Source organism: Maridesulfovibrio sp. FT414 (assembly GCF_050916235.1).
Lineage (GTDB): Bacteria > Desulfobacterota > Desulfovibrionia > Desulfovibrionales > Desulfovibrionaceae > Maridesulfovibrio.
In genome coordinates this window covers 3,539,058-3,561,070 of the sequence record NZ_CP104854.1, presented here as the reverse complement: position 1 = coordinate 3,561,070, position 22,013 = coordinate 3,539,058, and the positions used below count along the sequence as shown (strand labels likewise).

General features: G+C 49.6%; 17 protein-coding genes. 9 read left to right on the top strand and 8 right to left on the bottom strand.

The window, feature by feature from the left end; translation table 11 throughout:
* Positions 1-123 precede the first annotated feature (123 nt).
* Positions 124-1,377, top strand: coding sequence for an HD domain-containing phosphohydrolase (locus N7E73_RS15805; RefSeq protein WP_432735872.1), 1,254 nt, complete (start codon positions 124-126; stop codon positions 1,375-1,377).
* Between the two features lie 347 nt (positions 1,378-1,724).
* Positions 1,725-3,224: a hypothetical protein gene (locus N7E73_RS15800; protein ID WP_432735871.1), complete on the top strand. Its 1,500-nt coding sequence runs from the start codon at positions 1,725-1,727 to the stop codon at positions 3,222-3,224.
* Between the two features lie 33 nt (positions 3,225-3,257).
* Here N7E73_RS15800 and N7E73_RS15795 read toward each other — a convergent pair whose 3' ends face one another.
* Both N7E73_RS15795 and N7E73_RS15790 read right to left on the bottom strand, forming a co-directional pair.
* Positions 3,258-4,355, bottom strand: coding sequence for an amino acid ABC transporter ATP-binding protein (locus N7E73_RS15795; protein WP_432735870.1), 1,098 nt, complete (start codon positions 4,353-4,355; stop codon positions 3,258-3,260).
* A complete protein-coding gene (locus N7E73_RS15790) occupies positions 4,352-5,875 on the bottom strand; it encodes an ABC transporter permease subunit (protein ID WP_432735869.1) in 1,524 nt (507 codons plus the stop codon). Before N7E73_RS15790 ends, N7E73_RS15795 begins: the two co-directional genes overlap by 4 nt.
* Positions 5,876-6,053: 178 nt before the next feature.
* Here N7E73_RS15790 and N7E73_RS15785 point away from each other — a divergent pair, with 178 nt between their 5' ends.
* On the top strand, positions 6,054-6,221 hold the full coding sequence (locus N7E73_RS15785; protein ID WP_432735868.1) for a hypothetical protein: 168 nt from the start codon (positions 6,054-6,056) through the stop codon (positions 6,219-6,221).
* Positions 6,222-6,651: 430 nt separating this feature from the next.
* Positions 6,652-8,454, top strand: a complete 1,803-nt coding sequence (locus N7E73_RS15780) for a methyl-accepting chemotaxis protein (RefSeq protein ID WP_432735867.1) — start codon at positions 6,652-6,654, stop codon at positions 8,452-8,454.
* Positions 8,455-8,533: 79 nt separating this feature from the next.
* On the opposite strand, the gene N7E73_RS15775 is transcribed toward N7E73_RS15780, so the two are convergent.
* Positions 8,534-9,070, bottom strand: coding sequence for a DUF3750 domain-containing protein (locus N7E73_RS15775; RefSeq protein ID WP_432735865.1), 537 nt, complete (start codon positions 9,068-9,070; stop codon positions 8,534-8,536).
* Positions 9,071-9,447: 377 nt separating this feature from the next.
* On the opposite strand from N7E73_RS15775, the gene N7E73_RS15770 reads away from it, so the two are divergent.
* The 4 genes from N7E73_RS15770 to N7E73_RS15755 all read left to right on the top strand — a co-directional run bounded on the left by N7E73_RS15770 (position 9,448) and on the right by N7E73_RS15755 (position 15,679).
* A complete protein-coding gene (locus N7E73_RS15770; protein ID WP_432735864.1) occupies positions 9,448-11,220 on the top strand; it encodes a TAXI family TRAP transporter solute-binding subunit in 1,773 nt (590 codons plus the stop codon).
* Position 11,221: 1 nt separating this feature from the next.
* Complete coding sequence (locus N7E73_RS15765; protein ID WP_432735862.1) at positions 11,222-11,905, top strand: DUF2491 family protein; 684 nt, start codon at positions 11,222-11,224, stop codon at positions 11,903-11,905.
* An 80-nt stretch (positions 11,906-11,985) separates the two neighbouring features.
* Positions 11,986-12,747, top strand: coding sequence for a hypothetical protein (locus N7E73_RS15760; RefSeq protein WP_432735861.1), 762 nt, complete (start codon positions 11,986-11,988; stop codon positions 12,745-12,747).
* A gap of 523 nt (positions 12,748-13,270) precedes the next feature.
* Positions 13,271-15,679 carry an acetate--CoA ligase family protein gene (locus N7E73_RS15755; RefSeq protein WP_432735860.1) on the top strand — a complete coding sequence of 803 codons (2,409 nt, stop codon included), beginning with the start codon at positions 13,271-13,273 and terminating at the stop codon, positions 15,677-15,679.
* Between the two features lie 220 nt (positions 15,680-15,899).
* Here N7E73_RS15755 and N7E73_RS15750 read toward each other — a convergent pair whose 3' ends face one another.
* From N7E73_RS15750 to N7E73_RS15740, 3 genes are all read right to left on the bottom strand, one after another.
* A complete protein-coding gene (locus tag N7E73_RS15750; RefSeq protein WP_432735859.1) occupies positions 15,900-17,498 on the bottom strand; it encodes a diguanylate cyclase in 1,599 nt (532 codons plus the stop codon).
* 962 nt (positions 17,499-18,460) lie between these two features.
* Positions 18,461-18,733, bottom strand: a complete 273-nt coding sequence (locus N7E73_RS15745) for a hypothetical protein (RefSeq protein WP_432735858.1) — start codon at positions 18,731-18,733, stop codon at positions 18,461-18,463.
* 316 nt (positions 18,734-19,049) lie between these two features.
* The gene (locus N7E73_RS15740; RefSeq protein ID WP_432735857.1) at positions 19,050-19,265 is read right to left on the bottom strand and encodes a hypothetical protein; all 216 of its coding nucleotides are present in this window, start codon (positions 19,263-19,265) and stop codon (positions 19,050-19,052) included.
* Between the two features lie 477 nt (positions 19,266-19,742).
* Here N7E73_RS15740 and N7E73_RS15735 point away from each other — a divergent pair, with 477 nt between their 5' ends.
* Entirely contained in the window at positions 19,743-20,540 is a 798-nt protein-coding gene (locus N7E73_RS15735) for a ZIP family metal transporter (RefSeq protein WP_432738880.1), read from the top strand.
* Between the two features lie 163 nt (positions 20,541-20,703).
* On the opposite strand, the gene N7E73_RS15730 is transcribed toward N7E73_RS15735, so the two are convergent.
* Positions 20,704-21,279, bottom strand: coding sequence for a class I SAM-dependent methyltransferase (locus tag N7E73_RS15730; RefSeq protein WP_432735855.1), 576 nt, complete (start codon positions 21,277-21,279; stop codon positions 20,704-20,706).
* Positions 21,280-21,533: 254 nt separating this feature from the next.
* Positions 21,534-22,007, bottom strand: a complete 474-nt coding sequence (locus N7E73_RS15725; RefSeq protein WP_432735854.1) for an ankyrin repeat domain-containing protein — start codon at positions 22,005-22,007, stop codon at positions 21,534-21,536.
* Between the last annotated feature and the right edge of the window lie 6 nt (positions 22,008-22,013).

The window sequence follows — 22,013 nt, the reverse complement described above, 5'->3', positions numbered from 1 at the left end:
AATGCCATCAATCCAAAGAAATCATGATCCCGGATATTATTTCTTCCTGATGCCAATCAAAGTTGATATTATCAACCAGATAACCCCAACTCAGAACACGCCAATGTCCGGCAAGGAATTACCATGAGTGCCGCCAATATCACTGTCGATCTGCGTCAAATGATTCTGGCAATTGAAAATGCCGTCAGTCTGGTTGGAATGAACGATACAAACCATGGTAAAAGGGTTGGCTACATTGCCTTGCAGATGTCCCAATTCTTGGGCTTCAGCAGAGCGGAGACTTTCTTCATCTACGAACTAGGGCTGCTGCACGACTGCGGAGTTTCCTCGGATACAGTCCACAGCCATCTGGCAAACCTCTTTGATTGGGAAATGTCAGACATACACTGTCATATCGGCTATGACCTGCTGCATAAATTCAAGCCGCTTGAAAGAATGGCTTTACCAATTTTATACCACCATACACCATGGGTTGACCTGCAGAAACAATCCATCTCCCCTTTCAACAAAAGGGTTGCCAATCTTATTTTCATTGCCGACAGGATAGATATTACTGCCGCTCCACACTATGGCCCCAATATTCTTCTGCACGTTGATTCGATAAAAAAAAGCATTGCGGAAAAGCAGGGCACCTATTTCAATCCCGAATTCGTGGAAGTCTTTCTCAAAATATCAATTCCTGAAGCGTTCTGGCTGGCACTTGAAAACAGGCATATCGAGCGCTTTGCATGGGCAATGGGAGGCAGGGGAGATTCAGATAGAATAACCCTGACGGACTTAAAACAGCTGGCAAAAATATTCGCATATATTGTTGACCAGAAGAGCCCTTTTACAGCCCAGCACTCCTACAGTGTAGCGCTTATATCCAGACGCATTGCAGAGCTGTATGGTTTTTCTGATACGGAAACCATAAAGATAGAAGTTGCTGCATATCTGCACGATATAGGAAAACTGCATATCCCGGACAATATTCTTGACAAAAATGGCCCGCTGAGCCCGACAGAACGGGCAATAATAAATCAGCACAGCTATGAAACCTATGAAATACTGCGACTGGTCAGCGGCCTTGAAGAAATTGCACTGTGGGCATCATATCACCACGACAACGATCTCGGAACAGGCTACCCATTCCACCCCACCAAGGAAGCCCTGCCCATACCTGCCAAGATAATTGCTGTGGCGGACGTGTTTCAGGCTCTACTGCAGGACAGGCCCTATCGGAAGGGGATGACTCTGGAAGAGGCTGTCGGCATTCTGGAAGAAATGAAAAACAAGGGAAAGCTTGATAGTGAAATTGTCAGCCTTGTGCAGAACGATGCAGAGCACTGCTTCAATCTTGCCAGAATGGAAATTTCACTGGAAGAACTGCTGGGATAGCCTGCCAAAGCGTTAAACTTAGCAATATAAATGCCTGTTTTGAATATAAAATGTCAATGCCCGCAGGGACAATGATTCAAAGTGGCACAAGACTGATTTCCAATACATTGCCACTTGTTTATACACAGACTTAATACAGAGTCAGAAAATAAAAATTCATCAGACTGCAATAAAAAAAATAGCCGCAGTCGGCATGTGAATCGCCATAAGAGTCACGGTTAAGCGATGGAACAAACCGCCCTCGACCCATAAACTGAAACTGTAACACTATCGTATTTAATTTCGAGAACAATACAATTGCTAAACAAAAACAAAATGTGTACTTTTCTCAAAGGAGGGCACGAACAATGCGAGTACACACATGCATAATTTTGACTGCGCTTTCTGTTATATTCAGCATACCTTGCATTTCACATGCAACAGACATATACCTTTTAAGTAGATCACAAGCTAAAATATATACTTTTGATTCTTCATCCAGTGGAACAGTTGCTCCTAGCAGAACAATACTTGGAAACTCCACAACTCTGAATCCTGATTGGATTTATGGGCTAGCAGTGTACAACAATGAGATCTTCGTTACTGATGATAACATTGACGCTATTTCCGTATTTAAAACAACAGATAGCGGCGATACTGCACCCACACGCCAGATAATTGGCAGCAACGCAGATTTCTCACAACCTAGACACATTGTCATAGACAATGGCTATATTTACTGTGCAGATGAAACAAAAAGAGCAATAAAAGTTTTTAAAACATCCGACTCCGGCAACGTCGCCCCGACCCGGGAGATTACCGGATTCACCAGCATCCCATATGCCTGCGCAGTATACAACAGTGAATTATACGTACTGCAGTCAAACACCGTTATACTCGTTTTCGATCTGACGGCATCCGGAACAGCTGCTGCCACCCAAAAGCGAAGCATCGACGTTTCAGGATCATTATCTGGCCCAAGAGGACTTTATATTGCAAATGGCATTATATATGTATCAGATAGTAACCAGATAGACACCTATCCTGCAAGTTCCTCCGGAGCAGTCTCCCCGACCACAACAATATCCGGAGCAAACCCTGGTATAAGCTCAGCACACTCACTGCTCGTACTCAACGGCAGTATTTATGTTGCCAACTACAGTTACGCAAGTAAAGCTGTAGAGGTTTTCGGCATAGCCGCAACAGGAAACGTCTCACCCGATAGAACCTTCACTGCGACAGGGCTAAGCAGTGCTCTCAGCATTGCAGTTGAGAGTAACGGTTACGTAAGACCTGCCAATCAGCAGCAGAGCGGCGTTACTGTTTCGGTAACGTCCTCAACGGAAAATGCTACTTCAGCTGCCGTATTCCAGTCCGCATTTGCTCCCCCAGTCTCATTTTCAAAAGTAACTCCGCTTGCGGAATTTGAAGCAACAGTCAGCAGCAACGGGGCAAACGGAGTTTTCTCCTTCAATTCAACATCCCTCAACGGAACTGCCGGCAGCTACACTCTGCTCAAGTGTTTCACCACCAATGGAACCAGCATGTATTATGGCAGCTACGCCCCTGTAGCAGATCCGGAGACTGAAGGCACATGGTGGCTGGAGGACGAAAGCGGCAACTATCTTTCATCTGACACAACACTCACATCAGGGACGAACTACTACGTAAACTTTGTCGTCAAAGACAACGGAATATACGACGAGGACAGAACCCTCGGCCAGATAAAGGACCCGGCAGCTCTTGGAACCTCCGACTCCGGCGGAACAGGCTGCGTTCTGAACCCTACAGCCGGATTCAGCATTGAATGGATTCTGTTTGGGCTGTGCACTTTACTTTTCAGGCTCCGCAATCCCGGAAGCAAATAACATAGAGAAAACCTACTCCTCAAAAATAGAACTCTAGCCACAACTGTCCAATAACAATATAAGTGACAGGCTGGTCCTGCCGTTCTCAAAAGAGAAGCGGGCAACATGCGTAAGGGACCTCACAATCTTCATCGAGAGATCTCCGTCGTGCCCTGAGAAATCAAAAGGCCTGCCCGGACATTCCACATTGACCGCAATTTCCTTTTTCTCTTCCGCGTAGCTGACAGTGACAGAGATGTTGACGTCCTGCTCCTTTCTTTCCCGGAGGTAAAACAGGAGCAGCTCCTCAAGCACCAACTGGATTGTGAGTATCTGCCTGTGCGCAATGAACTGATTACGGCCAAAGGTTTCGATATCTCCATGCAGTGCGCAGAGGTCGAAGGAACCTGCGCGCAGTGTGAAAGAGAATGTCCTGATCTTGTGGATGAAATGACGGGTCTTCTCCCTTACCGGATTATTGAAAATCTGTTGAGGAGTCCCCTCCTCGTATATCTCTCCTTCATCCATGTAAAACACGCGCGTGGAAACATCTCTCGCGAAACGCATCTCATGGGTGACGATCATCATTGTCATTCCCCGGGTTGCCAGCGTGCGAATGACAGCCAGAACTTCGCTGACCATGGTCGGATCAAGGGCTGAAGTAGGTTCATCAAGGAGCAGAATTTCAGGATGCATGGCCAGGGCGCGGGCAATGGCCACCCGCTGCTTCTGGCCTCCGGAAAGCTCATCGGGATAGGAATAGGCCTTCTCCTCAAGGCCGACCTGGGCAAGAAGCTTCATCCCCTCATCAAAGGCCTCCTGCCGGGGCATATTCAGAAGACTGACCGGCCCCAGCATGACATTCTCAACGGCCATCAGGTGCGAGAAGAGATTAAAGGACTGAAACACCATTCCGACCTTCCTGCGCAAGGCAAAGATGTCGGCATTTTTGTCCAGTATGTTTTTACCCTTGATAATGATATTGCCGCCTGTCGGGTGGTCGAGAAGATTGATGCACCTCAGGAAAGTGCTCTTACCCGCGCCTGAAGGCCCGATAAGGGAAATGACTTCTCCCTCGGAAATCTCCGCGTTCACGTCCTTCAGTACAGCCACGGGACCGAAGGACTTGGCAAGGTGCTGCACCTTTATCATCGGGCTGTTACTCCTTTCACCATCCGCTGGCGTCGTTTCGGGTCGATCGAATGCTCAAGCAGAGTGAGCAGGAAGATCAGCAGATACGCAAGAACGAAATAAATACAGGCGGTGGCTATGAGCGGGAAAAAAGCATCGTAGGTACGGCTGCGGATTATGTCGCACATCTTCGTGAGGTCCTGAATGGCTATATAACCCACCACCGCAGTCATTTTCAGCATGGAAATGAGTTCGCCCTTGTACACCGGAAGCACATAGCGTGCTGCCTGCGGGATCACGACCCGTATAAATGCATGAATGGGCCTGAAACCGAGTGCCGCGGCCGCCTCAATCTGTCCCTTATCCACTGATTCGACACCGGCGCGCATCATCTCTGAAACATATGCAGCAAAATTCATGGAGAAGCCGATGACGGCGACATAGACTCCGTCAAGGGCAAGCCCGCTGAAGACTACGTAATAGAGAATCATCAGCAGCAGTACGATCGGGGTCCCCTGTATCGCACGGATATAGATCCGGGCGGGCACGCTCAGCCACGGAGAACCGGACCTGCGGCAAGAACAGATAAGCGCGCCAAGCAGGCTTCCGAAAACAGCGGAAAGCACACAAATCAGAACAGTTGTCCACAACCCCTTGAACACCAGACGGTAGCGCCCTTCTACAAGAAAGGTCCGGATGAAACTCTCGCGCACCTCGGACAACACGGAATAGGCAAGGGACTCTTCCTGAGTGTCGGGAACGACAACGATTATGCGCACCGTGTAGATGGGCACGCTGAAAAGAACGGACTTGCGGCGTTCCTCGGTTACAGAGATGGACCCTCCGGCCATGTCGCTTTTACCTGATACCAGTGAAGGAATAAGCGCGCCGAAATCAAGAATGATGACTTCAAGCCTGCGACCCAGCGCCTCTGCAACGCGCAGGGCCAGTTCGACTTCATATCCGACCGGTCGGCCGTTCCTGATGTAGGCAGCAGGAGGACAGGTTATCTGCGTTGCGAACCGCAGGACGCCCTGCTTTCCCTCCTGCGGGAGTTCTGGCAGTTCGGCGGCAGCCCCGTCCGGACCGGACCATTTTTCAATGATCTGCCCGGCAAGACCGCTTTGGATCATCTCGCGAAGAGCTACATCTACCTGCTGCTGCAATGCCTGACGGGACCTCGCAAAGACAAATGCGTGCTCGTCCGACTCCACCGGGTCCGGCAGATACAGCAGGCCGGTGGTGTGTGCCAGCAGATCACGCATCCCTGTATCATCGGTAAAAAACGCTGATATTTTTCCAGTCTTCAGCGCCTGGACCTGATCCGGGAAAGTATCAAAGAACTCCGGCTCGGCTGATGGAATATGCCGCTTCAGCACACCGTCAAAAATGGACCCCGTAATCACCCCGACTTTCCTGCCTGAAAGCTGGGACAATTCGGTGATCTGCATTCCCTGCCCCTCATCCTCCGGCGTGCACCCCGCAACAAGGGCACAGCACAGCATGATGAAAGCAAGATACGACACTGGAATACGCAACACCTCAAATTCCTTGTCAATTCAGCACATACTTCAAAACGGACCGGGTACGGATTAAACATCCTCCACGATTACCGGCAGCAGGATACAGTCTTCCACTCCAGGGCCAACGTACCGATGTTCCGCGCACAGCACATCATTTCAGCTGGACCGCGCTTCCAAAGTAGCAGACAATCAACGCATGAAGCCAGAAATAAAAAAATACGTCTGTTACTGCTTCGAATTCACCGAAGAAGACATCGTAAAGGACCTGCGTGAAAACGGGCGCTCCACCATCATGGAATACATCGCCGCGCAAAAGAGAGCCTCCGGCTGCAATTGTGCGGTCAAAAATCCAAGCGGCCGCTGATGCATCGGAGACGTCCGCAAGGTTGTGGACAGAACGGCCTTAGACTGCGGCTTGCAGCTGGCAAAACCTGATTTATTCTGATGAGTTGTTCTAGTTCCGTGGCGATAATCATTACTGCTGTAATTTTAAATTGACAGTGACTATCAGTTTCATTAGCATAAATAACAAGGCAGCAATTTCAAACCGCAATAATGCGTCTTTCGAAACGTATTGAATTATCAGGGCCCGGAAACATTGCGGGCAGACACATTATAATTGAACTGTATTAGCATTTCAAAGACACTCAACAGATGCATTTTTTTAACACGATTGAAATCAAATCAATGCTACCTGCTTCTGACTGAATCTTTTTAACCCCCTTCCCAGAGGAAAGTTTCTTTCCCAAACAATTAGTCTCCCTTGCCGGAGCTACCTTCCCAGGAGAAATGTTGTGAACAACCTTTCCATTCGCAGCAAACTGGCTGTACTATTTTTTATTGCCATATTAACGTCACTGATAACTATTTGCATCAGTGTCTATTCATCATATGAACTTACCGAAATGGAAGCCGGTAAGACTCAGGAAATCATGCTCGACGCTCAGAAGGACAAGATCAAAGTTGCCGTCACCTCCATGGCCGCCGCTCTTTCCAGCGCCACCTCAGGCATTACTGACGAGCAGGAAAAGATCGCTCTTTTCAGGGAGATGATCAAAAACGCCTTCTTTGAAGACGACTCTTCCGGATACTATTTCATCTACCGTGACACCGTGAACGTTGCCCACCCCGTAAAGCCCGCACTGCAGGGCAAGGACCTCGGCGACCTCAAGGGCAAGGACGGAGTCTACTCCGTGCGCGAGCTGGCCAAAGCAGCAAGGTCAGGTGGAGATTTCGTACATTTCACCTGGAGCAAGCCCGGTGTTGAAGGCCCCATGCCCAAGATAGGATATGCAGCCATGATTCCCGGAACAGACTTCTGGATCGGAACCGGCATCTACATCGACAACATCGACCGTGACGCCCTAGAAATCAAAAAAGAAATGGAAGAAATGAACACCAAGGGCATGTGGTTTCAGGCCGGGGCATCAGCAGCACTTTTCCTGTTTGTCCTCCTGCCGCTGGGATACATTGTGTCCCGCAGCATCATAGCCCCGCTCATTGAGACCAAGGAAGCAGCCAGCAGAATAGCTTCCGGAGAATTCGACACGACCTTCAACGTCAATTACAAGGACGAACTCGGCGAGCTGCAGACAGCCCTTTCCGAAATGGCCGCATCGCTGAAGAACAATATCGCTGAAATTACCCGCAAAGAACAGGATGCCGCCCGCAAGGCGCAGGAAGCAATGCAGGCCACCAGCGAAGCCCGCACCGCAAACGAGCTTGCCGAATCCAAGGCAGCAGAGCTGCTTGAGGCCGCCGGACAGCTCGACCACGTTGTCGACTCCGTTTCCGAAGCTTCGGAAAACCTCATGGTCCAGATCGAACAGTCCAGCGTCGGGGCCGTGGAACAGGCCAAGCGGGTGGAAGAAACCGCCAGCTCCATGGAAGAAATGAACGCCACAGTAATGGAAGTGGCCCGCAATGCCGCAAATGCCGCACAGGCCGTGGACAAGGCCCGCAACATGGCGGAAAGCGGCGCGGAAGTCGTATACCGCGCAGTGGACGGCATCGAGGAAGTTTCCTCTCAGGCCAAGACCCTCATGACCGACATGACCACTCTCGGAGAGCAGGCCGAAGGTATCGGCAAGATCATCAGCGTGATCAACGACATCGCCGACCAGACCAACCTGCTGGCCCTGAACGCCGCCATTGAGGCTGCCCGTGCCGGTGATGCAGGACGAGGCTTTGCTGTTGTAGCGGATGAGGTCCGCAAACTGGCTGAAAAGACCATGAGCGCGACCAACGATGTTGCCAACGCGGTCAAGAACATTCAGGAAGAAGCCCGCAAGAACATCAGCAACACGGTCAAGTCAGTGGAAACCATCGCGGAAGTGACCGAGCTTGCCAATGCCTCCGGTAACTCCCTGCGCCAGATCGTGACGCTGGTGAACGACGCTACCGCTCAGGTTCAGTCCATCGCCACTGCCGCGGATCAGCACAGCGCCGCAAGCGAGGAAATCAACCGGAGCATCACCGACATCAGCGAGATTTCAACGGAAACCTCACACGCAATGAAACTCTCCAGAACCGTTGTGGCCGACCTGACCAAGCAGATCAAAATACTGAACAGCATGACGGAACACATGAAAGGCTGATCAGCCCCTCACGCTGTCTGACAGATAAAAATCAAAAGGCCGGAGCTTCTGAGTTCCGGCCTTTTTTGTGGGGAAAAAATCAACCCCGAAATCCGCTTCCTATGGCGGAAAACGGCAGCTCGACCTTGAACTCCGGCACCTGCTCCAGAACCCATGCCGTGAAGGTGTTGCTGTTTGGTCCGGGGAAAGCCTTGTAGGTGTCACCCCACGGATAGCTGCGTGCGGCTGCGTCTATCCGGGCAATGAGTTCATCACCGCCCTGACCGCGAAAATCAGCCACAAGCTCGGGCTGCCTGCCGAACCAGTAACGATCCGGCGCATCGCGTTCTATACGCACGATCGGCAGCCCCCGACTCTGCCGCCAGCCGATGACTTCATAGACCGTGTACCCGTCGGCCCCGGTCTTCTTGGCGGCAATCCACGTATGCACAGCAAACCAGCCGCGCCAGCCCCACGCAGGTGCAGCATAAACCTGCACAACAGCCTCGCGCGTAGAGGCCGGATCAGGCGCGATTCCCGCAGGCTCCCGGCTGGCGGTCCGCCAATCGCCGGACGAACAGCCGTTAAGTGCCAGAAGCAGCATAATGCTGAATAATATTTTCGAGATATTTTTCATTGTGCCCTTCCTCGCCCCTGAGACAATTTTAAAAGCCAACAAAATTGATTTTACGTATTTAAAGCTAAATCATTCTGCCAGCATCATAGGACCGCACACATCAACCTTCCAACCTTGCTCAAACATTATTTTCTGTACGCACACAATTCTTATTGGTTGCATAACCCAACTTGATTTTGCTAAAGATTTCCGTCTGATTAATTATATTAAATTAACACCTGTCAGTCGAGTGAGCTTCGGGAGTTAACTATAAAACCATAAGCACTCCGAGACAATAGAGATGCTCCATCTTCTCCAAAAACGGGAAAAACAATGCATAAATATAAGATGGAATGCTTGAGTATTATCCTGCAACAAACTTCAACCGGAACCAGACAATGAAACACACTAAATTAACCACCTGTCTTATCCTGTTCGTCGCTTTGGCTTTTCTTACCGGAGCAAATGGAGCAGAAGCGAAATGGCGTTCATACGGGTCATCTAAATCATACAGTTCGGCTAAATCCTATAGCTCATATTCAAAACCTACATCAAAAGTACAGGGGAGCAAAAGTGTAAGTGGAACATACAGCTCATCCAGTCAATCGGGAACGAGTTATTCAAAGCCTGCAGAAAAAAGCACCAAATCGAGTGTTTCGTATTCAAAACCCTCTAAATCCACTATAAAAAGCACCAGTTTATCCCCCTACAGCAAACCGGACAAATCCTCATCTACATCCACCCCCGTCAACTCGAACATTTCTTCATCAACGTCTTCAACTGGGGAAAAGGCAAAAGCGACTGGCAGCTTAAAGTTTGATAATAAAATTTCAAACAGCCAATCGGCAAAGACTGCCAAAAATTCATATACTGAATACAAGGACTCAAAAGCCAAGCTTAACAAAACAACAACCACACAGGAAATTGATTATAAAAACAAAAAATTAACGAATAAAGTTAGGCGCACAAAAAAATTCTCTTCTACTAATGATGCATATGCTCGTTCGCAATACTATTCGAAACGCGACTGGAAAGCCCCCAGCTATACTTACAACTCCAAACCAAGTTTCGGCATGTGGGATTCACTGTGTTTATGGATGATGCTTGACAGCATCACCAGACCCGGATTCGCCGAAACCTTTTATAACCACCAACTTGACCCCGGAATACAAGAATGGCGTGCCGAAGCTGACCAATTGGCTGCAAACAACCATGAGCTGCAGGAAAAACTCAACCAGTTGGACAGCAAACTGAAACAAATGAACGGTCCTTTGGATACTTCTTTTCTACCTGCGGAAATTCCGGCCAGCATAGCCCTTGCTCCAGAAGCACTGGCGGCCATCTCCAAAACGCCTTCCACTCTGCGCTTCGCAACCGCATCCAAGAGCGGAAATTATAATTATTTCGGAACACTCATCAAAGACAAGGTTAAAGATCTTGATGTCAACCTGATCAATACTTCAGGTTCCCTGGAAAATCTGGATTTGCTCAAAAGCGGAGAAGTTGACGCAGCCATCGTCCAGTCCGATGCTTTTCTGCTTTTCAAAAAGAATAATCCCAAAACCAATCTGACAACTATGCAGACTGCCGTTTTTCCTGAAGCAGTACAGATGATTGCCAATCGCGCTTCAGGGATCAAGTCGGTCAAGGATATCGACCCGAAAAAACATATACTTTACACTGGCCCCAAAGACTCCGGGACAGCTATAACCTGGGAGTCATTCTGCGAACTGGACAGCAGCTACAAAAAAATTCCCACTCGCTCAGCCAGCTACGAGATGGCTCTAGATATTGTAAAAAACAATGACTATGCTGTCATGATGTTTGTATCAGCCCTGAATAGCGATTTCCTGAAAAAAGCGGAAGCGATGGCTTCTTCCGGATCGGGACTGCGCCTGATAACCGTAGACGATTGGGACTTTAACAATATTAACGACTCAAACGGCAACAAAGTATACAGTTTTATCAAAATTCCATCTGAAGTATATCCTGCCCTTCAGAAAGGCTGGTTCTGGGGAAAAGACATTGAAACTATTGCCGTTGAAGCAGCATTGGTTATCAATCCGGACTGGATCATGAATAACGGAGTTGAGAATTTGAATATATTATCATCCGCAGTTGTAGAAGCCGAAGCTTTAATGCGTTCAAAAATAGCAGCCAAAGGTAATTAATATGGGATCATGGAAAACAATAAGCCGCATACTTAAAAACAAGATTGATAACGTAACAAAAAACTCATCGAATCAGGATATCAATGAAGATATTCCATTTGGGATGAATATCGGTGGAAAAGTGGGGATTGATATTTCAACATTTCTCCTGTTTGAGGAGAATCTTGTTACAGTCAAGCCATTGCCTGAATACAATATAATCTCCCATGGAATTGCCATTATTGAAGGAGAACGAATTGACCGGCTTTACCTTAGCACAGACATAGCAACCGAAGCTGTCCTTGAAATAATGCATGGAGAAGATGATAATTCATACGAATCCCGTTTTTACATCCCCTTTGACCGGATTTACCCCCAATCAAAAGAAGAGTGGGCTTTCTGGCTGGATGAAAAGGAAGGATACATAGGCTGGGAAGCATTTGAACTGAATGAAACTATTTTTGACAGACTTTGGATGCCTGGAGCACAGCATGTTGCCCCGGTATCTTTTACCGAGAAACTCAACAATGGTTCAGATCATATTAATATACATCACGAAACAATGATGTATGCACGCACATTGAATGCCGGGAATGATATGGCGGAATACCTTCTTGCGGAATTATACTCATCCCCTGCTGATGATCATATTTCCATCATGACTGGAGTAAGAATGCCCGCTACAGGCATTAGACTCATTTACTGACAGGCCCGGTTATCTAAATATTATTTCCATAGGCTATGGCAATACATCCGATAATAACTCGAAATTATAGTGGAGAATCTATGTCTTTTTTTAATTTTATGAAGAATTTTACCAAAACTAAAACCCGCGATGCCGGAAAATCCATTGTGCAGATAATTGCAAGCTGGGACCCTGAAGCTGCGTCAACCGCTGAAATAGAAATGATGGAAGAACGGCTCGACAAACTCACCCAGCAGATAGCCAAAGCCCGTTTCAGCTATCAAAAGGAACAGAAGGAAGCAGATGAAATTAACGCCCTCTACGACCAACGCCTGAAAGCAGCGGAACTGCTGAGCACAAAACTTGCTGCGAATCCAGGCAATGCAGCAGAGATAGAGGAAGCATTGAATCTACTGATTACCGAAATGGAAGAAATGAAACCTGAAATAGAACAGGAAATGCTGGAAGCTGTTGAGGCAAAAGAATTCATGAATGAGCTTGAAGATGTTGCCAAGGCCGCTGCCAACAAACTCAAAACAGCCCGCAAAAGTCTGGACCAGGCTAAACGCGGAATGGAACGGGCTAAAATCAAGCAGCAAAGAGCACAAGACCGCGCCGAACAAAGCGCGACACTGGCAGGCCTTCGTCAGGAAACTGACAACATAGGAAGCGCCCTCTCCGCCATGCAACGAGAAGCAGATGAAGCAAATGCCAAGGCCGATGCCATGAACACAAAAGCCAAATTGCTTGCCCCGTCAGACAATGAAAAAGGAAATTCACTCATTGCCGATGCTCTCAATGAAGTCAAAGGCGACATCAGGCCTGCAAATATATCTGATCGCCTCGCGGCCCTGAAAAGATAACCACCCTCCCATATAATGAAAACGGGAAATCCCTCATCTTAAGGGGGGTTTCCCAATAGGACATACGTTCTCGTCAGGCTCGTTACTAATTTAAATTCCCTCCTGCCACTTTATCGGTAAAAGAGATCCCCCCGGTCCGGGGTCAACTCTCTCCACAATCATTTTCGAAGAATGAAATTCATATTATCTCCTTCGTAAAGGTTCGGTGCCTTGCCCGGAAACACGCATTTCCGGGAAGCCGCCGCCCCCCATCAAAGGGAGACACATGCAGCAAAGTGCGGACATGGTTTGCCCAACCCATGCCCATCCTGTATGTTTTTTACAGTGCCAATTATTTCTTTAGCATAAAAAAGTATACGGCTTCATCTCTGCTCACAACATCCCAAGAATGATACAATCGGCCATCTCGGTCAAGGATGGAGCCCGAAGGCCATTTTCCCCTTTACTCCTGCGATACTTTCAATAAGCTGTCCTTTGTCCGCATGGACGCGCCACCACTAATTTATTTCAGCGAGACAAACACATGTTCATAGATTGTGAAATCGATTTTGAGGCCATAATCGACCTGTTCCGCAGCGCGGAGAATGAAGGCCGGGACTACCTTTTCGAATACGAAGTATACAACCTGCTGGCCAGTTCCGGCGCAGAGACTCCTCCGGGTGCCAACCTGCTGCCGCGCGGAGCCCGTTTTTCCGATGAAGAACTTACCGCCATGCCCGGCGAAAAGACGGTTCTCAAGATCGTCTCCCCCACCATCATCCACAAAACCGAGGTGGGCGGCGTGCGCGTTGTGAAGAAGGAAGCCGCGAAAATCCGCTCCGCCGTGCGTGCCATGATGTATGAAGTGCCGGAAAACTACGCCGCCATGATCGAGCGCCAGCCCGACCACGCTCCCGAACAGTACCGGGGTTTGCGCGGCGAGGCACTGGTGCAGGCCGTCAGCCGCGACCTCAGGGGCGTGCTGCAGGTCCAGTTCATGCCACCGGATTCGGATTCTTTTGGAAACGAACTGATCGTCGGCCTCAGGCGCACCCGCGAATTCGGGACCATCATCAGCGCGGGACTGGGCGGAACGGACACCGAACTGTACGCCGAAAGATTCCGCAAGGGACAAGCCATTGTGGCGGCCTCCACCGAAATGGTGGACGGACGGGAATTCTTCAAACTGTTCCGCAACACCATTTCATACAAGAAACTGGCCGGACTCACCCGCGGCCAGCGGCGCATTGTCACCGACGAACAGCTCATCGAATGCTTCGACTCCTTCATAGAGATGGGAAGACGCTTTTCTCCCTCCAACCCGGACGCTGAATTCATCATCGAAGAGCTGGAAATCAACCCCTTCGCCTTTACCGAATTCCTCATGGTCCCGCTGGACGGCATGTGCAGGTTCTCGAAACCGCAGTCCATGCCGGTGGCCCGCCCTGCGCAGAAAATCCGCAACCTGCTGCACCCGGAACGCATCGGCATTATCGGCGCATCGTCCACTCGCCGCAACTTCGGGCGCATCATCCTTGAAAACATCCTTGCCGAAGGTTTCAGCAGGGAAAACGTGGTCCTGATCAAGGAAGGCGAAGCGGAACTGGACGGCGTGCGCTGCGTTCCATCGCTGGAGGCACTTGACCACAAGCTGGATCTTTTCGTGGTTGCCATCGCCGCCAAGCATGTTCCCGACCTCGTGGATGAGATTGTGCGCCTTGACTGCGCGGCATCCGTAATGCTCATCCCCGGCGGCATGGGCGAAACCGAGGACAGCCGCGAACGCGCCGAGCAGGTCATCTCCCGCATCAACGAAAAACATGCCCAGCCCGGCGGCGGACCCGTCTTCCTCGGAGCGAACTGCATGGGTGTTGTCTCCCGTCCCGGAAACTACGACACATGGTTCATACCCGAAGCAAAAATGCCCAGAAAACGCAGCGCAGCGTACCAGCGATCCGCATTGATCAGCCAGAGCGGGGCCTTCATGCTGCACCGGGCCAGCCAGTGCCCGGAACTCAACCCGGCCTACATGGTCTCCATGGGCAACCAGACCGACCTCACCCTCGGCGACATGGTTCGCTATTTCAAGGATTCCGAAGAGGTGGACGTCATCGCCATCTATGCCGAAGGGTTCAACGACCTTGACGGACTGGAATTCTGCCGTGCCGTGCGTCAGGCCGTGCTCTGCGGCAAGGAAGTGGTTTTCTACAAGGCCGGGCGCACCCCGGAAGGCAAGACAGCCACAAGCGGACATACCGCCTCCCTTGCCGGGGACTACATGGTCTGCGAAAGCTGCGTGCAGCAGGCCGGGGCCATCGTTGCCCGCACATTTCAGGAATTTCAGGATCTGTTCATGCTCGCCGAGAAGCTGAGCGGCAAATGCATCGCCGGGAACCGCCTCGGCGCGGTCAGCGGTGCAGGGTTCGAAGCCGTGGGCATGGCCGACTCCATTCAGTCCGACGACTACGACATGGAGCTATCCGCCTTCCGCAGGGAAACAAAGACGGCCATTCGGGCCATTCTGGCGGAAAAACGGCTCGACGCGCTGGTCACGGTTCAGAATCCCCTCGACATCACCCCCGGTGCGGACGACCTGATCCACGCCCGCGTTGTGCAGGAACTCATCAAGGCCCCAGAGGTCGATTCCATAGTCGTGAGCCTCGGTCCGCTTTCGCCCGTGGTACACTCCCTTGCCGAGCCGACGGAACCGGAATTTTCCATGGAAGACCCTGAATCCATCGCCAACAGGATCATCGCGATCGCCGCCGAGAGTCCCAAGCCGCTGCTGGGAGTAGTGGACGGAGGCAGGCTTTTCGACCCGCTGCGTGACCGGCTCATGGAAAACGGCCTGCCGGTCTTCCCGGTCTGCGACCGTGCCGTGGCGGCCATCGCGCTCTACTCCAAGGCACGGCTGCATGCGGACACCATCCGGCTGACTCACGGGTGTGTTTAGCTGATACACAGCAGATGCAATACCAGTCTATCCGCAACCTTATACAATCAAAGCAACGTCTGATCATGGGCCGTTCCCGTATGGACGGCCCTTTTTTATTGCCTGATGCAGAAAAATTTTTTCGCTTTTCAGGTATGTTGGGCAGGGGTTGAACACAACTGTCCGAATTTCGTTGTGCTTTTAAAGAAAAAACGGCGTGGCCCTCTTTGCGAAGCTAATATCAGGCCGCAGCCCGGGTTCTGTTGCGCCCGCTCTCCTTTGCCTTGTACAGGGCCGTGTCAGCTCTGCGGACAAAATCCTCAACGGATTCACCCTGACGATACTGGGCAATCCCAAGGCTTACAGTAACCGGAGACGCGCTGATATAAGCCAATTCCTCTATGGCCTTCCGTATCCTTTCAGCCAGAACAATTCCTTCCTTGAGCGGAGTTTCCGGAGACAGAAGCAAAAATTCCTCTCCGCCCCAGCGGCCGAGCTGATCCTCGGTGCGGATCAGGCCCGACACACAGGAGGTGATCGTCTTTAGGACCTCATCTCCGGCGTTATGCCCGTATGTATCATTCACTGCCTTGAAATGATCCACGTCGAACAGGATAATGGAAAACTTCGAATCATAGCGAGCCGCCCGGCGGACCTCCTCCACTATTTTTTTCTCAATCGCCTTACGGTTCAATATCCCGGTGAGACCGTCATGAGTTGCCATTTCACGCAGCTTGTAGGTCTGCTCGTGAATAATTTTGTTGAGATGGTCCTGGGAAAGCCGCCAACCGAATATAAGTACAGTTTCGACAACAATCAGGGCAATCAGGGAATACAGGATGTTGATCCACAATCCCCTGCGCAGGAGTTCCCACAGCTCTGTTGCATCCCGCCAGAAGACAACTACTCCCGAGGCATCGAGGGTTGAATCAAGGGAGCTCCTGTAGTCGCGCAAAGGAAAAACCCCGACCTGCCAGACCTGATTCCCGGTTATGAAATCAGAACCGGCTCCGGTTTCCAGCAGTTTGAGGACCTGATTCTGGGTAAGAAATGCCCCGGCATCATGGATGGAGGAGCTCTCTATAAAATATGATCCAACTCTGCTGTCATCCTTAAAATGGTCTTTTATAAAATCCGGCCACATATTCTTTTGAATATGGTTTCTGGTAAGCAGAACCGCAATTTCGCAATCCTGCCCATCATGTATGGCCTTCAACAGCCCCTTGAACGACGTTCCGGCTTCCAATGCCCCGATCTGCGTCGATTGCCCGGCTGAAGACTTTACGAACACAGGCACCACACCGCGGATACCGGAATAGACCCTTCCGGTCTCAAACCCTTTTACCGACTTATGCAGCCTGTTTACATCAACAACCGTAAACCGGACCTGATCCATATTATCCCCGAATTTTTCAGGACGATGCACGCGAAGAAAGGATGTGGAGCCCGGTCCGAAATGAAAATGAAGCTGGCGAATGTCATAATTGGTCATCATCTCGACCCAGCTAGGCTTCACGTATTCATATAATTTGGATCTGAGGGATGCCAGAAGAGCGTCGTTTTTTCCGTTGATATTTGTTTCGTGGGCCTTTTCCGCCTCCTGAAACAACTCTTCAACTTTCGGCATATTCGCAACAAACGAAGCAAGTTGCTGCATGCTTGTCGCCTTATTCTCAAGCGAAAGCAAAAACACATGCTCAACCTCTCTGGTCCAGCGCCTTGTGTCTTCCTGAATGGCATTGAGAGATGAATAATAGTTCACTGCGATGAACAGAAGATCAGAAATAATGATGACTGCGGACACAATCAAAAGAGGCTTAAGCTTGAGTTCGAATGCCATCACACTTCCTTTTCAGGGATTAAATCCCGTGCTGTTAAAAATTACCTTCCATTTTATATTTATAGAAAATAATTTTCTTTGTCCATAAAGACCATTGGCAGCTAGACAAGCAAAAAACCCCGTCCTGAATCCAGAACGGGGTTTTTTACTTGCATTAAGCCTCATCGCGACTTCTTCCTGAGGCTGTTCTTACTGAAGAAGCAATAAAAATCGTCACTGCCGCGACAGAGCTTCTCATGCGTCGAACAAAACTTTTCCAACGCATCATAAGACCTTCTGGTATTACCAAAGACCCTTATTTCAATGTATCTTTCGAGTTCCATAACTATGCCTATGCACACAAAAGCCAACACGCCGATCGCAAAGTACATTTCAAGTGACATGGTAGTTCTCCTCTTTAGACCCTTTTCACTTATAAGTGTACTCACAAAATACGCTTCGTCAATATATTAGTAATAATTCTTTTTTTCACATTTTACATTCTACATTGATAATTTATTAACTTGGACAAATTCTACTTTCTAAGATCTAAAGAGATAAATAAATTAATATTTAATTCATTTTATCAATATGTTATATTGCAACATAGATCCTGTCGACATCTTCATGTCTTCCAATGATCAAGTCCGGTCCATAGCAAAAAACGTTGGGCTGGCATGGACCATAAAGACTGGTTCAAGGCAGAACTGACGCAAAAGCGAACTGTTTCACAATCCTCCGCTTTAAAGCTGAAGCAATTCAATCAAAAGAATTAATTAGATAAAAGATGTTAAAACCACGGCACCCATGCCATGCATAAACAAAAAGCCCCGCTCCTGAATGAAAGCGGGGCTCTAAAATCCTGAGGGACTTATCCGGTATATCCTATGGCATCAGGCTGTTGCCTGCTTCAACCTACAGCAAGAACATTCCATGCCTGCTTTCAGGAAAGAATGAGGTCAGCAGGTCGAAAGCCACAAAGCCTAGTCCCCGACAGCGAGGAAAGCAAAGCCGCTGTCAATGGCATTACCCTGAAGATCAGTAACACACACCTCGCACATATTTTCGGCCATGATATTCACTGAACACATCGTACCGCTACCCCACGGGGTTGCACTTATTCCGGGCGGGTTGGAAAAATCGGTTTCATAATTAATCATGTACACCCCGGTACTTTCCTTGGAAGTGGACGATATTCCGGAACCGCCACCAGCACTTTTGCCACTATCATCCACGATTACGTATGCAGCTTTCATTTCACAAATCTCCTGTAATTTGTTGAATGTCTGCGTCGATGCCAATGAGCCCGACCAATTCCGGCCCCAGCCCGACTATCGTCCTACCCGCCCAGGGCCGGACGCCAAACAATCAGGATGTTCCTTCAAGTCAGGACTAACATACCTCAGCATAATTATTTTAACAATCATTTACTCTTTTTTATTCTTCAAATATTCAGTTGACGTACACGCAAAACATATTTGCAGTAGCAGTTCAGACCGCATCAAACCGAAAACCCCGCTCCATTAGAGAGAACGGGGTTTTCGGCTTTGAGACTAGGCTTCTAAGATATATTTACTTTATATCGAATTCGCTCTTGTTGAAAAAGCAGTAGAATTCGCTGCTGTTGTGATCAAGCTCTTCCATCTTACCGCGGTAAAGATTCTTCACGACGTTAAAACTTCCTTGAGCTCCGAAAACATGGTCCTCAACATACTTTTCCGCCTTGGCAAAGGCACACACGGAAAGCAGGAAAAGTATACCTGCGCAGAAGTATAGTTCGTATGTCACTTCTACTCTCCTTTGTTAAAGGGTTCCATACCAGAATACTCCGAAAAAGGTGTTCGTCAACAGCAAAATCTTAATTCTTTTTTTCACATTCATGGCTCAACCACGCCGTTTATTACTCATCAGGACTGTGCTTAAATTCATCTGAACGGGCCAAAAGTGATTGCTCATAATCATCTGTTTTTACAGTTATCAATGCAAAACGACAGCGAAACGGCAAGGAATATACGAAACTATGCAGAGAGTTATTCAACGGATCGCAGCATCGAAAACGCATTCATGACCGGACTCACAAAACAGGGATTGAGGGTGCATTTCCCCTGCAGCATTTCCAAGCATAGGCTCAAAAGGAGATTTGTAAGGCAACTTTCATCTTCAGCAGGACAAAAGTATTATTGCGCCGGAAAAACTATATGTTACTATCTAGCCGTGGCATTGATTCATTAATTCCGTAAACGGAGGTCGACTGTGGATTATTTCATGACTCTTTCGCCTGTCACCCAAGCTCTTCTGGCCACGCTGTTCACATGGGGGGTCACGGCGCTGGGTGCGGCCGTTGTTTTTCTTGCCAAGGACATAAGTAAGAGGGTTCTTGACGTTATGCTGGGTTTCGCCGGTGGGGTAATGATCGCTGCCAGCTACTGGTCCCTGCTGGCCCCGGCCATTGAGATGAGTGAGCACATGGGTGCGTATAAATTTATCCCCGCAACCGTCGGATTCGTAGGCGGAGCAGTGTTCCTGCGACTGGTGGACAGATTTCTGCCCCACCTTCACCTCAACATGCCCAGATCGGAAGCTGAGGGGGTCGAGACCAACTGGAACAGTTCAATCCTGCTGGTCCTTGCCATCACCCTGCACAACATTCCTGAAGGTCTGGCGGTAGGGGTAGCCTTCGGCGCTGTTGCCGCAGGCTACGATTCGGCTTCAATCGGCGGGGCCATCGCCCTTGCGCTGGGAATCGGGATACAGAACTTTCCCGAAGGAACCGCCGTGTCCGTTCCGCTAAGAAGGCTCGGACTGTCGCGCATGAAGAGCTTCCTTTACGGACAGGCTTCCGGAATTGTGGAGCCAATCGCCGGGGTAATCGGGGCTGCGTCAGTCATCGTTGCCAAGCCGATACTGCCTTACGCGCTTGCCTTTGCAGCCGGGGCCATGATCTTTGTCGTGGTCGAAGAGGTAATCCCGGAATCGCAGGCTTCCGGCTACGGAGATCAGGCCACCATGGGCTGCATCTGCGGCTTTGCCATCATGATGATGCTCGACGTGGCGCTCGGATAACAGAACAGCAAGGGCCGCCCCTCATTCGAGGGACGGCCCGATATATAAACTTCACCGAAAACAAGCAGTCACTCTCAATGAACTGAAAGCAGCCAGCCGTAACGCCTGCACGCGCTGTGAAATTCTTACTGAATATCTTGAACAGCCGGCTGAAGTCGACTCATCATTTTTTCAACTTATTCCATTCATTCAACATCTTATGAACATCAACATCCTTACTGAGCAGGTAGGAACCGATGCGCTCACCACAGTGAAAGTCGCAGACGCAAGGCAGAATTTTCAGAAGTCGCTCATGCGAGTAGGAATCTTCCACATGCTCTTCAAAAGGATTCCCGCCCCATTCGCCCTGCGGCATGTGAATGATGGGGATTGAAACAAATATCACTTTTGCAATCCTGACCAGTTCGCTTAAAATTATACGGGCATCCTTCTCGCTGATGTGTTCAAGCACATCCCCGGCAATCACACAGTCCGGCTGTCTGATTTTGGTAAAATTGATGTAGCGCAGGTCCGAAACCACTACCCGATCATATTTTTCTTCCAACCCGAACTGCTTGATGTATGGGGCCCAGACCTCCACGCCTGTCCAGTGCACGCTCTGGTCAAGCGGCCTGAGAAGATTTGAATAGGTTCCGCAACCGGGACCGATGTCCAGAACGGACCTGATCCGGGACATTTTCAGGAGCAGGTAGTATCTTTCAAAAATCCAATCTTTTCCTTCCGGTTCGCTATGGGGCATCCTTCCTCCGAGTACGCTTCAGTGCAGGCACGTACGGGCCACCTTCCCGATCATTTTACGCCTGAGAAAAGCCGTTTTGCATACGGGAAGGCTATAATAATTAAGATTGACAGGCAAAGATTAATAAAACCAAAAAGAAGGATATTCCAATCCAAAAACAAAGAGCCGCAGCATTCCAGAAAAATGCTGCGGCTCGATATATAAACTTCACCGGAAGGCTCTTCGCTTACGCTTCCCGTGAAAGACTGCGATCTTTAATTCCCTTTAAGCACCTCAAGCATTCCGGTACGCCCTTCAGCCACGGCTTTATCGTAAGGGGTCTGCCCTTTTTTATCCCGTATATCCAGCCTTGCACCGGAAGCGATAAGCAGCTTTGCCCCTTGCAGGTTGTTGGCCCAGACGGCATCGTGCAGCGGGGTGAAACCATTTTCCGTGCCCTGCGCATTCACATCGTAACCGGCATCAATGAGCATCCGGATTATCCGGATATTGTTCTGGAACATGGCTGCGTGCAGTGCGGTCGCGCCGTAAGAGTCGCGCTCATCCACATCCACCCCGCGGTCTATATATTCGCGAACCTTGTCCGCCCTGCCGTGGTAGGCAGCAAAATGCATGGCATCACCGGATCTGGCCGGGCAGGGATAGAACACCGTGCCCAGACACAGCAGCAGGATCAGGGCACTCAGGCCGGGTCCCAGCGGATTCGCCTTAAACTTCAGTTTCAACATTACCAA

Coding starts and splice junctions, on each gene's coding strand:
- N7E73_RS15785 (WP_432735868.1), top strand. CDS start 6,054: ATGAAGCCAGAAATAAAAAAATACGTCTGTTACTGCTTCGAATTCACC.
- N7E73_RS15770 (WP_432735864.1), top strand. CDS start 9,448: ATGAAACACACTAAATTAACCACCTGTCTTATCCTGTTCGTCGCTTTG.
- N7E73_RS15735 (WP_432738880.1), top strand. CDS start 19,743: ATGACTCTTTCGCCTGTCACCCAAGCTCTTCTGGCCACGCTGTTCACA.
- N7E73_RS15765 (WP_432735862.1), top strand. CDS start 11,222: ATGGGATCATGGAAAACAATAAGCCGCATACTTAAAAACAAGATTGAT.
- N7E73_RS15745 (WP_432735858.1), bottom strand. CDS start 18,733: ATGAAAGCTGCATACGTAATCGTGGATGATAGTGGCAAAAGTGCTGGT.
- N7E73_RS15725 (WP_432735854.1), bottom strand. CDS start 22,007: ATGTTGAAACTGAAGTTTAAGGCGAATCCGCTGGGACCCGGCCTGAGT.
- N7E73_RS15730 (WP_432735855.1), bottom strand. CDS start 21,279: ATGCCCCATAGCGAACCGGAAGGAAAAGATTGGATTTTTGAAAGATAC.
- N7E73_RS15775 (WP_432735865.1), bottom strand. CDS start 9,070: ATGAAAAATATCTCGAAAATATTATTCAGCATTATGCTGCTTCTGGCA.
- N7E73_RS15800 (WP_432735871.1), top strand. CDS start 1,725: ATGCGAGTACACACATGCATAATTTTGACTGCGCTTTCTGTTATATTC.
- N7E73_RS15805 (WP_432735872.1), top strand. CDS start 124: ATGAGTGCCGCCAATATCACTGTCGATCTGCGTCAAATGATTCTGGCA.
- N7E73_RS15795 (WP_432735870.1), bottom strand. CDS start 4,355: ATGATAAAGGTGCAGCACCTTGCCAAGTCCTTCGGTCCCGTGGCTGTA.
- N7E73_RS15750 (WP_432735859.1), bottom strand. CDS start 17,498: ATGGCATTCGAACTCAAGCTTAAGCCTCTTTTGATTGTGTCCGCAGTC.
- N7E73_RS15755 (WP_432735860.1), top strand. CDS start 13,271: ATGTTCATAGATTGTGAAATCGATTTTGAGGCCATAATCGACCTGTTC.
- N7E73_RS15760 (WP_432735861.1), top strand. CDS start 11,986: ATGTCTTTTTTTAATTTTATGAAGAATTTTACCAAAACTAAAACCCGC.